Raw genomic sequence first — 9,972 nt, forward strand, 5'->3', positions numbered from 1 at the left:
GTCGTGCACGGCGCGAAGGTCCGCGCTCATGCGGGTCTGTCCCGTCGTGACATAGGACAGCCAGGCGCCGTCGGCGGCGAGGCGCACGATCTGGAGCTCGGGCGTGCCGTCGGTGGCGCGATGCCGCTTCAGGCGCGCCTTCATCCAGTCGTTCCAGAGCCGGCGCAGCGACGGATCGGTGACCACGACCATGCTGAGCGCGGCCCAGGGCGTGGCGAAGCCGAACGCCTTGCCGGTGAAGACCGCGTTGACATAGGCGCGCGTGAAGCTGCCGCGCGGCTTCGGATCCGCTTCGACGGCGGCGTCGATCTCGGCGTCGACGCGGGCGAGCAGATCGGTGAACAGGCCTTCGATCAGCGCCTGTTTGCTGGTGAAATGATGAAACAGCCCGCCCTTGGTGACGCCGGCGGCCGCCGCCACCGCCTGCACGGTGACGCCTGATACACCGTGGTCCATGGCGATAGCCGCAGCGTGGGCGAGCAGGGCACGCCGCACCTGCTCGGGCTGCTTGGCGCGGGTGTAGGCGCTTGCACCCATCAATGCACCGTCGTCTCCGAGAACAGGTTGATGATCACGACCCCGGACACGATCAGGGCGATGCCGACGAAGGCGGCGGCGTCCAGCATCTGGCGGAACAGCACGAAGGAGAGGGTGGCGGTCAGGATGATGCCGACCCCGCCCCAGATCGCGTAGGCGATGCTCAGGGGAATCACCCGGATCGCGACCGACAGCGCGTAGAACGAGGCGACGTAGAACAGCACCATCGCCAGCGTCGGCCACGGCCGCGTGAACTGCGCCGATTGCTGCAGAAAGGCGGATGCGGTGACCTCGAAGACGATGGCGAGGGCAAGGGCTGTGTAGGCGTTGAAGGCGGACGTCATGGCGAACCTGGGAGCACGAAAGATACCGCGCGGTAGGTATGTTTAGCACGCGGAACATGGCTTTTGCCGGGAGCAGGTATCACGTGTGAGTGACGGGCCTGCGACAAATCGGATGCAGCCTGAAGCCGCCGCGCGATGAATCGCGCGGCGGCTCCGGGGGCGCAGTGGTCCGATTCGGCGCTAATCGATCCGCACGGAGAGCTCGACGTCTTCGGCAAAGGGCGTGGACATGTAGCCGCCTCCGGGCGTGCGCATGCGCGCCAGATAGTCGGGGCTGTCGTCGGCGTTGTCGGCGACGATGATCGCACCCGGCCTGAGATGGCCTTCGACCAGACCCAGGATCTCCGGGTAGAGCGCCTTGGCGCCGTCGAGCAGCACGAGATCGATCGTGTCAGGCAGATCGGCGCTGAGCGTCTTCAGCGCATCGCCCTCGCGGATTTCGACGAGATCGAGCAGCCCGCCGGCCGAGAGGTTGTCCCGCGCCCGCGCCGCCTTGGACGGCTCGAACTCGCTGGTGATGAGCCGGCCGCCGCCATTGTCGCGCAGGCCTGCGGCAAGGTGCAGGGTCGAGATGCCGAACGAGGTGCCGAACTCGACGATCGTTTTGGCGCGCGAGCTGCGCGCCAGCATGTAGAGCAGCGCGCCGGTCTCGCGGGTGACCGCGAGCGGGACGTCCCTCAGGCGTCCGTAGAGGTCGGCGTAATCGGTCTTGCTCCGCATCATCCGTGCGCGGTCGGCGTCGGTCAGGTGGGCGAAGGCAACTCGCATTGCGCCGCGTGCTGCTTCGTCCTCGTCGAACAGGCGATCCAGCAGCGGCGCAAGCGACGTGATAGTCGGGGTGGTCATTTGGTGTCTCCAGAGTTCGCGGCAAAAGCGCGTGCTTGCGTACGAATTGAAATACGACTAATTCGTCGCATTTCCTATTCGCATTACCCCGGGCGCATCTTGGCCGATCGTCGAAGCCGTTCAGTTTCCTCACGAAAACAGCCGCAACAGGTCCGCTCAAACGAGCTGGTCGCGGCTATCCTGGATGCCGCTGTTCAGGTCTTGGCGAAGGAGGGGGCGCAGCGTTTCACCACCGCGCGGGTGGCGGAGCGGGCCGGGGTGAGCGTCGGATCGCTCTACCAATATTTTCCGAACAAGGCGGCGATCCTGTTCCGTCTCCAGAGCGATGAGTGGCGGAGCACAAGCGAGCTCCTGCGCGGCATTTTGGCGGACCCGACGAAGCCGCCACTGGTGCGGCTGCGCGCGCTGGTCCACGCCTTCATTCGCTCCGAATGCGAGGAGGCCGCGATCCGTAGCGCGCTCAGCGATGCCGCGCCGCTCTATCGTGACGCGCCCGAGGCGCAGGAGGCGCGGGCAGCCGGCGAGGGCATTGTCGCGATCTTTATGCGCGAGGCGTTGCCAGAGGCCTAGGAGGCAACGCGCGAACTCGCCGGGGAGCTGATCAAGACGACGCTGAGCGAGGTCGGCAAGCGCTTCTCGGAGACGCCGCGCAGCGAGGCCGAGATCGCGCGTCGTGCCGATGGGCTGGCCGACATGTTCTGCGCCTATCTCGGCGAGCTTGCGCGACGCCGAAATCATTCCTGACATCTGCGTTTGCGGCCCAATATCGTTTCGGATTTCGCCGGATGATGGGTTAGCCTCGTATGGTCCTTCGTCCAGCCATCGAGTGCCGCGCCATGCATGTCCTCCGTCCGCAGTTCCGCATCGAGCAGCAGCGTGCGCTGGAGTTCGCGGCTGCGCGCGGCTTTGGCGTGATCGTGGCGTCGGATGCGCATGGCCCGCGTGCCTCGCACGTGCCGTTCGTGCTGGGGCAGCGTGACGGGAGCACGATCGTGCAGATCCATCTCACGGCGAAAAACCCGTTGGTCGAGCTCGCCGACGGCGCCAGGCGCTTCCTGCTGATCGTCGCGGGCGACGACGCCTACATCTCCAACGATTGGTACGCCTCGCCCGACAACGTCTCGACCTGGCTCTACGAGGCCGTGCACCTGTCGGGGGTCGCGCATCTGCGCGGGCACAGCGAGAACCGCGGCCATGGCGATGCGCTGCTCGCGGTCTCCGAGGCGCGGCTACCCAAACAGCCCTGGGACCTCGCGCAGATGGAGCCCGGCAAGCGCGAGAGCATGCTGGCGGCGATCCGGGTCATCGACCTCGTGGTCGATCAGGTCGAGGGGCAGGCCAAGCTCAACCAGCACAAGAGCGATGCGGACCATGTCGCGGTCGCCGATCGACTGGGGCGGTCGGAGGAGACCGGACACCGGCGTCTGGCGCGGCAGATGCGGGCGCTGCGGCCGGGGCTCGGGTATGAAGTCTTGTAGCCCGGATGGAGCGAAGCGAAATCCGGGTCTTGAGCTTGCCGCACGATTCCCGGATTGCGCTTCGCTCCATCCGGGCTACGCCAGCTACGCTTGCCTCGCTCAGCATTTAACCTTACGGACCGCCACATGCTCGTCATCTCCATTCAAAGCCAGGTGGTCCACGGCCATGTCGGCAACAGCGCGGCCGCCTACGCCATGCAGGCGGAGGGCGTGAACGTCGCGGCGGTGCCGACGACACTGTTGTCCAACCATCCGCGCTATCCGAGCCTGCGCGGCCGGGTGCTGGACGCCGAGCTCGTCGCCGATCTGCTCAGGGGCGTCGAGGAGCGCGATCTGGTCGACGAGGCCGCCGTGCTCATCACCGGCTATCTCGGCTCGCCCGACAACGCCGTCGTCGTCGCCGATTTCGTCGAGCGCGCGCTGACGCGGAATTCAAGGCTGCTCTATCTCTGCGACCCCGTGATCGGCGATGACGGCCGCATCTATGTCGCCGACGGCATTTTGGACGTAGTCCGGCACCGCCTGCTGCCGGCCGCAAGCCTGACCACGCCGAACCAGTTCGAGCTCGAGCTGCTCTCGGGCGTCAGAATCGCGGACGCGGACGCCTTGCGCGCGGCGTGCGCGGTGATTGCGGGGCAGGGCCGGGTCGACGTCGTCGCCACCGGCTGCACGCTCACCGACACGCTGGCGGGGCAGGTCGAGACGATCCTGTGCGCGGACGGCCAATTGTCGCGCTTTGCGACGCCGCGCCTGCCGATCCGCCCCTACGGCACCGGCGATCTCCTCGCCGGGCTGGTCGCCGCGCATCTGGCCAAGGGCGCAGCGATGGAGGCGGCGGTGCGGCTTGCGGTCGAGACCATCTTTGCCGTGCTGGTGCGCACGCAAGAGGCTGGCACGGCCGAGATGCGCCTCGTGCCGCTGCCCGTGCGAGGCGCGTAACGCGTCAGGGGCTCAGGTCGCCCGCTTCGCAGCGGATTGTGCCGACTTCTGCGGCTTCGCCGGGTTCTTCTGCTCGCGCGCGGCCTGCGCTTTCGGCGGCTTCGGCTTCGATGCGACGTGGACCTTCCTCGGCTTTGCGTTCGCGACTTGCTGCCGATCCCCGCTGCCGCGCTTCGAGACGTATTCCTGGCCGTCGACCGGGCCGACATGCGGCGGATCGCGGCCGAGATAGGGCCGGCCGATGCCGAGCGCCTTGCCGTTGGCGTCGACCCACTTCCACAGGATCTCGGTCGAGACCCAGCGTTGCGCGCGGTTGTTGCCGGCGGTCGAGACGATGTCGGCCGCCATGCCGTGACCGTAGCCGCCGCGCGTGCTGCCGCCGTGATAGGAGCGGTCGGAGGCGGCCTTCAGGCCGCTGGCGATCGACTGGCGATAGTCGTCGCGGAACGCGCTGGTGATGCCCGGCGACAGGCCGGCGGCTTCGGCGGCGAGCAGCGTGCGAAACAGTTTTCGCTTGAAGCTCTTGTCCATGCCGCCGATCACGTAGTCCATCAGCGGCATGCCGGCATGGTCGGCCGCCTTCGGATCCTTCCAGCCGAAATCCTCGTCGACCAGCTTGGTGAAGCTGCGCATCACCGTGACCATCTTGCCCCTGCGCTTGACGGTGACGGCGCGGCGCTCCTGCACCTTGATCGAATCTTCCTTCGCGGTGCGCTGGTAGAGCGCCCAGAGATAGCGATCGATGCAGGCGTCGATGACGAAGCATTCGTCGAGCACGGCCACGGTGTCCGCGGACGGCGACGCCTTGCTCGCGACAGAAGCGGGCCCGGTCGTGATCGTTGCGGGCGAGAGCGCGTCGGATGGCACGACATCACCGGGGTCGGCGGATGCGAGCTTGATCGCGGGCTCCTGCGCCGGTGCGGCCTCGCCGCTGACGGCAACGGGTTCGGTCGAAACCTTGGAAGGGGCCGTTTCCACCGGCAGCATGTCGGTCGGATCGGCGGAGGCGAGCTGGACCGGCGCAGGCGCATCGGGCGCGGCTGTTTCAGCGGTCGTCGAGCTCGGCGCCGCAGCCACGGCGGCCGCGATGGCGGCCGTCAAGGCGACGCCATCCTCGATGGTGGCGGCGCGCGGGACATCGGCGAGTTCGAGGCGCGTGAGGTCCTTCGCGCGGGAGATGGTTGCCGCATTGGCGCCGCTGTTCTCGACCAGGGCCGGGGCGTAGGCGGACAGCGAGAGTGCGAGCCAGCCGACGAGGACGGCCGAGGGGCACGAGACCGCCACGATGAGAGACCGCTGATCGTTCATGATCCCTGCCTCCAAAAGGTTCTGTTCGAACCAGTGTTGCACAGCCAAGCACGCGGTAGGTCGATTGTTCGGAGGACGGTGTGGCGGCGCAATGGCRCAATTTCGGGAAAAGGAGCTTTTCAGGCGGGTGTTGCCCGGGGGCAACGCGCGGGTTCCATGCGGTTCCAAGGCCGGAACCGCCAAATTGGCGGCGTGGAGTCCCGTCAAATTGAGCGATCGAAGTTAACTCAATCTTGGATTGTGGAAATGCATTTCTCTCGCGCCGGCAATGTCCGGCCGATCTGGGAAGGACACGAGTGTGAAGTTGAAATGCATGCTGGCCGAATTTGCCGCCGATGAATCCGGCGCCACCGCGATCGAATACGGCCTGATCGCAGCGGGCATCGCGCTCGCCATCATCGAAATCATCTACGCGCTCGGCACCAATCTCGTTGCGAAGCTGCAATCGCTGGCGACTGCGTTGAAGTAGGTATCCGTCATCCCCGCGCAACGGCGAAGCCGTTGTCGCTGGAGGTGCGAGGCGTGCGGTGCGCGGCAGCGCGCGGGATGAGTGGCTCGGATGCAGTTGGGCCGTCGCCCTTCGAGGGCCGCTGAAGAAGCGGCCACCTCAGGGTGACGGGGACAGATTGGTGCGCCTTGACCGGGTGTTTTTTTGCCCGACGCCTCGCGCAACCTTGCGCCCGGCAGTGCGTTTGGTCGTCCATGAGCACGCATTCCTCGCTTCGTCCCATGGACGCCTTCGATCCCGCTGAACCCGCCATCCTGCACGATCTCGTCTCCGACACGATCATCACCTGGACCGCCGAGGAGGCCGACGACTATCGCCGCGCCAGCCAGCCGCGCGAGGATGGGACCGTGGCCTGGAAGGCCTATCTCTTCGACGGCTGGGGTAACGTGCTCGGCGGCTGATCCCGGGCTTGGGTGTCTGGGCAGTGTTTGGACAGTGTCACGTCGCGGCAGGCGGGGCGGCGCCAAGAGGTTGCGCGCATTAAACATATTGCCATGCGCTGGGCGCGATGTTGCAATGCACCAAGGCGTGTCGCAATGCAGCGAAAGACGATTAGATGTGCTCCGACCCTTCTTCCAGGAGCATCACCAATGAACAAGAAGACTTTGTCGATCGCCGCCATTCTGACGATCGCGGGCAGCACTGCCGCTCTCGCTGCCGAACTGCCGGCCTATGAGGCCAATGGCTTCCCGGTCTCCGCCGTGCAGGTCAGCGTGCTCGGTGCCGGACATGTCCAGCAGCAGGCGACGGCGCCTGCCGCGAGCGCCACGGTTCACCAGGCCAGCGTGCTGACGCCGCGCAAGGTGAAGACCGCGACGGTGACCACGGGCAGCGCCCGCTGAACTGATATCGCGAGAAGCGGCATTCATCGAAACCGCGTTCCCTTCGGGAGCGCGGTTTTTCTTTGCGGCAGCGACCAGCGCGTTTTCGTCGCGCGTGCGCGGATCGAGAAGCCGAAGCCGAAAAAAATCGCGCGATGCCTCGATTGTGTACGGCCGTTCAAGACGCGTGTGACCTCCTTAATAGTTGTTTTGCAGATCGCGCTGCTTGATGCGGCCGCCGCATCCTCAGCGGCCAATAATTGATTTCATACTGGAGTCCGTCATGCCCGTTGCCCAGAAAGCCGTCATTGCAAGCGCATCGCCGCGCGCGTTCATTCTCAGGCATGTCGCACTGTTCGCTGCGGCCGCACTGTTCGTGTTCGTGCTGAGCTTGACCTACGGGCTCGATCTCAGCCCCGGATTCTTCTGAGCGATAGATCGTAGGTCGCTAACCCACCCTACGATTGCGCAATCCGCATCTGCTGCCGCGTGCCAGCCCTGCGACCGCATGGGTTGAGCTGTGCCACCCGCCGACGTAACGCTTGCTGCATGGATCAGCGGACGAGCGGCGCTGACGCTCCCTTTCGAACGAACGATGCGGCGCCGGCACTGATCGGCGTGCTCTGCGGGCTGGGCGCGGCGCTGTTCTGGGCGCTCGGCTTTGCCGGCACGCGGCATGGCTTGAAGGTCGGCTTCACGCCGGTCGATCTCCTGGTGCATCGCTATGTCTGGTCGGRCATCGCGTTCCTGCCGCTGGTGCTGCGCGCGGGCGTCGGTGATCTCTGCGGCATCGGCTGGGGCAGGGGCCTTGCGCTGATGGTGCTGGGCGGCCCGGTGATGTCGCTGATCTCCTACACCGGCTTCCTGTTCGTGCCGCTCGGCCATGGCAGCGTGATCCAGCCGTCCTGTGCGACGCTCGGCGGCCTGCTGCTCGCTGCCCTGTTCCTCAAGGAGAAGATCTCCGTCTCGCGCTTGGCCGGCGCCATCGTCATCGTCGGCGGCCTCGGCGTGATCGGCGCCGAATCGATCGGCCATATCGGGGCCGACGGCGTGCAGGGCGATCTGATCTTCGTGCTCACCGGATTGATGTTCGCGGGCTTTGGCGCGCTGCTGCGCCACTGGCGCGTCTCGGCGTTCTCGGCCGCGACCGTCATCAACGTGCTGTCGCTGCTGTTGCTGCCGCTCTACCTGCTGACCGGCGGGCTTTCGCGCATCGCGGCGATCGGCGTGTCCGAGAACGCGATCCAGGCGCTGGCGCAGGGCGTGCTTGCCGGACCCGCCGCGCTCTATCTGTTCGCCGTCTCGGTGCAGCGCCTCGGCGTCGCGCGCGCCGCGGTGTTTCCCGCCTGTGTGCCGGCGCTGACGCTGCTCACCGGGTGGCTGCTGCTCGRCGAGCCGCCGACGGCGTTGCAGGCGGCGGGATTGGTGACGGTGCTGTGCGGGTTTTATCTGGCGCAGCGGCAGCGCTGAGCGCGGGTGGGTTACGCTCACGCCAACCCACCCTGCACATCAGGCCTTCTTCACGAACTCCGATTTCAAGTTCATCGCGCCGATGCCGTCGATCTTGCAGGCGATGTTGTGGCCGTCGGTGGCGTCCTGGAGGCGGATGTTGCGGACCTTGGTGCCGCCCTTGACGACAGATGACGATCCCTTGACCTTGAGGTCCTTCATCACGATGACGCTGTCGCCGTCGGCGAGCACATTGCCATGGGCATCGCGCACGCCCGCCTCCTGCGGCGCATCCGTTGCCGCACCGGCCGCAGCGCTCCATTCATGGGCGCATTCCGGGCAGATCCAGAGATCGCGATCCTGATAGGCATGCTCCGAATTGCAGTTCGGGCATTTCGTGGTGTCGTCCGTCAAAAGCCTGATCCTCCATGCTGGCGAGGCGCACCCTAGGTTCGCGCCCGGCTAAAGCAAGGAAAACATGCATGCCCGCAATCGTACCGATTGGGAGCAAATCCTTTACCATGGCGTCCAGTCGCGATTGAACCGGTGGCGGCGTTCAGGCGAAATTCTGCGGAATTTGCGCCTGAATTTTAAGGATGCGTCGGATATGCCGTTCGACGCCGCAGGTTACGGGAGCTGTCATGAGCGATCATCGCGCCGCAGTCAGACATCACACGTTGAGGACCGGGATTGTCGAGTTCGACAACGGCACCGGCAGCAGCATCAGCGTGCCCTGTACCATCCGCGATGTCTCCGGCACCGGCGCCCGCCTGCAACTCAACTCGTCGCTCTGGGTCGCGGAGCAGTTTTCGCTGATCTTCAGCAGCGGACTGCGCAAGGGCTGCCGGGTCGCCTGGCGCAGGGGCAGGCTGATCGGCAGCGCGTTCGCGGACGGCTATGCGAGCCCGGACGAACAGGCCGTCATGATGACCGCGGACGAGCAGTCCCGGCACAAGCAAGCGATCGGTGCGCGCGTCAGAGCCGCGCGCGAGACCCGCGGCTACACCGAAGCCCAGCTGGCGGAGCTCATCGGCGTGGCGCCCACCTTCGTGGCGCTGGCCGAGAACGGCGAGGCGGACATTCCGCTCTACCAGCTGATGCACATCGCCGATCTCCTGATGGTCAGTCTCGACGGGCTCGTGACAGGCCCGGCGTCCGAGGAGGTCGACGCGGCGTAGCGCGCTAGTGACGTGTCGCGCGCAGCTCGAATGTGGTCTGCGTGACCCCCGCCGCCCAGCCCTCGAAATGCACGACGCGCTGCCTGACCAATTCCTCGTGCAGGTCGGCAATCTTCCGCGACTGCGCGGCGAAGGTTTCACAGGCCTCCTTCGCAAACTCCATCTGAAACGCGAAGGCCTCGGCAGGTGACCGCGCAGACGCGAGCTTCCCGAACAGCGCCCAGCTCTGCTGGAGCGACGTCATGGCGTAGTCGGCGCAGGCATTTGCGATCGCGTGGGGGCTCACCGCGACGAGTTCCGGTGGTGTGATCGGTGCGCTCGCGGTGGTCGGAGTTGCGAAAGCTGGCGAGGCTGGGTTCGGGGCGACCGATACATTTATGTCTGGACTGGTCGGTTGACCGATTTCTTGAACGATCTCTTGACCGATCTCTTGACCGATTTCTTGGCCAACCTCCGCCGCCCGTGCTTCATCAGTCCTGGCAAGCTGTTGCTCGCCAGCCTTCGTCCGTTGCCCGCTCTTTTTCCGCCCCTTGCGCTGGCCCGGCTTGCCCACTGGCTTGTTCC

14 protein-coding genes and 1 pseudogene are annotated in these 9,972 nt (G+C 66.0%); 9 read left to right on the plus strand and 6 right to left on the minus strand.

Annotation, left to right across the window (positions count from 1 at the left end):
- From ACXJL8_RS23370 to ACXJL8_RS23380, 3 genes are all read right to left on the minus strand, one after another.
- Nucleotides 1-537: TetR family transcriptional regulator (locus tag ACXJL8_RS23370; protein WP_456685657.1), on the minus strand; the 537-nt coding region annotated here is incomplete at its 3' end.
- Nucleotides 537-881 (minus strand): DMT family transporter, encoded by a 345-nt coding sequence (locus tag ACXJL8_RS23375; RefSeq protein ID WP_456622870.1) that lies wholly within the window; start codon nucleotides 879-881, stop codon nucleotides 537-539. The genes ACXJL8_RS23375 and ACXJL8_RS23370, both read right to left, overlap by 1 nt.
- Nucleotides 882-1,061: 180 nt before the next feature.
- Nucleotides 1,062-1,727, minus strand: a complete 666-nt coding sequence (locus ACXJL8_RS23380) for an O-methyltransferase (protein ID WP_456622871.1) — start codon at nucleotides 1,725-1,727, stop codon at nucleotides 1,062-1,064.
- Between the two features lie 99 nt (nucleotides 1,728-1,826).
- On the opposite strand from ACXJL8_RS23380, the pseudogene ACXJL8_RS23385 reads away from it, so the two are divergent.
- From ACXJL8_RS23385 to pdxY, 3 genes and pseudogenes are all read left to right on the plus strand, one after another.
- A pseudogene (locus ACXJL8_RS23385) lies at nucleotides 1,827-2,471 on the plus strand (TetR family transcriptional regulator).
- A 92-nt stretch (nucleotides 2,472-2,563) separates the two neighbouring features.
- Nucleotides 2,564-3,205, plus strand: coding sequence for an FMN-binding negative transcriptional regulator (locus ACXJL8_RS23390; RefSeq protein WP_456622872.1), 642 nt, complete (start codon nucleotides 2,564-2,566; stop codon nucleotides 3,203-3,205).
- 126 nt (nucleotides 3,206-3,331) lie between these two features.
- A complete protein-coding gene (gene pdxY / locus ACXJL8_RS23395) occupies nucleotides 3,332-4,144 on the plus strand; it encodes a pyridoxal kinase (RefSeq protein WP_456622873.1) in 813 nt (270 codons plus the stop codon).
- Between the two features lie 12 nt (nucleotides 4,145-4,156).
- On the opposite strand, the gene ACXJL8_RS23400 is transcribed toward pdxY, so the two are convergent.
- Nucleotides 4,157-5,452 carry a hypothetical protein gene (locus ACXJL8_RS23400; protein ID WP_456622874.1) on the minus strand — a complete coding sequence of 432 codons (1,296 nt, stop codon included), beginning with the start codon at nucleotides 5,450-5,452 and terminating at the stop codon, nucleotides 4,157-4,159.
- 304 nt (nucleotides 5,453-5,756) lie between these two features.
- On the opposite strand from ACXJL8_RS23400, the gene ACXJL8_RS23405 reads away from it, so the two are divergent.
- From ACXJL8_RS23405 to ACXJL8_RS23425, 5 genes are all read left to right on the plus strand, one after another.
- On the plus strand, nucleotides 5,757-5,921 hold the full coding sequence (locus ACXJL8_RS23405) for a Flp family type IVb pilin (RefSeq protein WP_456622886.1): 165 nt from the start codon (nucleotides 5,757-5,759) through the stop codon (nucleotides 5,919-5,921).
- A 233-nt stretch (nucleotides 5,922-6,154) separates the two neighbouring features.
- Nucleotides 6,155-6,361 (plus strand): hypothetical protein, encoded by a 207-nt coding sequence (locus tag ACXJL8_RS23410; RefSeq protein WP_456622875.1) that lies wholly within the window; start codon nucleotides 6,155-6,157, stop codon nucleotides 6,359-6,361.
- Between the two features lie 189 nt (nucleotides 6,362-6,550).
- Nucleotides 6,551-6,802, plus strand: a complete 252-nt coding sequence (locus ACXJL8_RS23415; RefSeq protein WP_456622876.1) for a hypothetical protein — start codon at nucleotides 6,551-6,553, stop codon at nucleotides 6,800-6,802.
- 262 nt (nucleotides 6,803-7,064) lie between these two features.
- Complete coding sequence (locus tag ACXJL8_RS23420; RefSeq protein WP_456622877.1) at nucleotides 7,065-7,211, plus strand: hypothetical protein; 147 nt, start codon at nucleotides 7,065-7,067, stop codon at nucleotides 7,209-7,211.
- A 119-nt stretch (nucleotides 7,212-7,330) separates the two neighbouring features.
- Complete coding sequence (locus ACXJL8_RS23425) at nucleotides 7,331-8,251, plus strand: DMT family transporter (RefSeq protein ID WP_456685658.1); 921 nt, start codon at nucleotides 7,331-7,333, stop codon at nucleotides 8,249-8,251.
- Nucleotides 8,252-8,290: 39 nt separating this feature from the next.
- On the opposite strand, the gene ACXJL8_RS23430 is transcribed toward ACXJL8_RS23425, so the two are convergent.
- On the minus strand, nucleotides 8,291-8,644 hold the full coding sequence (locus ACXJL8_RS23430; RefSeq protein ID WP_456622879.1) for a zinc ribbon domain-containing protein YjdM: 354 nt from the start codon (nucleotides 8,642-8,644) through the stop codon (nucleotides 8,291-8,293).
- A 227-nt stretch (nucleotides 8,645-8,871) separates the two neighbouring features.
- On the opposite strand from ACXJL8_RS23430, the gene ACXJL8_RS23435 reads away from it, so the two are divergent.
- Nucleotides 8,872-9,408 (plus strand): helix-turn-helix domain-containing protein, encoded by a 537-nt coding sequence (locus ACXJL8_RS23435; RefSeq protein WP_456622880.1) that lies wholly within the window; start codon nucleotides 8,872-8,874, stop codon nucleotides 9,406-9,408.
- Nucleotides 9,409-9,412: 4 nt separating this feature from the next.
- Here the strand turns inward: ACXJL8_RS23435 and ACXJL8_RS23440 are convergent.
- Nucleotides 9,413-9,972, minus strand: a 560-nt coding sequence (locus tag ACXJL8_RS23440; RefSeq protein ID WP_456685659.1) for a phasin family protein, incomplete at its 5' end; no start/stop codon positions are given.

The organism is Bradyrhizobium sp. P5_C11_2 (assembly GCF_054049755.1).

What these genes read in the sequence shown, in the direction of transcription:
- ACXJL8_RS23375 (WP_456622870.1), bottom strand. Translation starts at nt 881, where the DNA reads ATGACGTCCGCCTTCAACGCCTACACAGCCCTTGCCCTCGCCATCGTC.
- ACXJL8_RS23400 (WP_456622874.1), bottom strand. Translation starts at nt 5,452, where the DNA reads ATGAACGATCAGCGGTCTCTCATCGTGGCGGTCTCGTGCCCCTCGGCC.
- pdxY (WP_456622873.1), top strand. Translation starts at nt 3,332, where the DNA reads ATGCTCGTCATCTCCATTCAAAGCCAGGTGGTCCACGGCCATGTCGGC.
- ACXJL8_RS23390 (WP_456622872.1), top strand. Translation starts at nt 2,564, where the DNA reads ATGCATGTCCTCCGTCCGCAGTTCCGCATCGAGCAGCAGCGTGCGCTG.
- ACXJL8_RS23410 (WP_456622875.1), top strand. Translation starts at nt 6,155, where the DNA reads ATGAGCACGCATTCCTCGCTTCGTCCCATGGACGCCTTCGATCCCGCT.
- ACXJL8_RS23380 (WP_456622871.1), bottom strand. Translation starts at nt 1,727, where the DNA reads ATGACCACCCCGACTATCACGTCGCTTGCGCCGCTGCTGGATCGCCTG.
- ACXJL8_RS23415 (WP_456622876.1), top strand. Translation starts at nt 6,551, where the DNA reads ATGAACAAGAAGACTTTGTCGATCGCCGCCATTCTGACGATCGCGGGC.
- ACXJL8_RS23435 (WP_456622880.1), top strand. Translation starts at nt 8,872, where the DNA reads ATGAGCGATCATCGCGCCGCAGTCAGACATCACACGTTGAGGACCGGG.
- ACXJL8_RS23420 (WP_456622877.1), top strand. Translation starts at nt 7,065, where the DNA reads ATGCCCGTTGCCCAGAAAGCCGTCATTGCAAGCGCATCGCCGCGCGCG.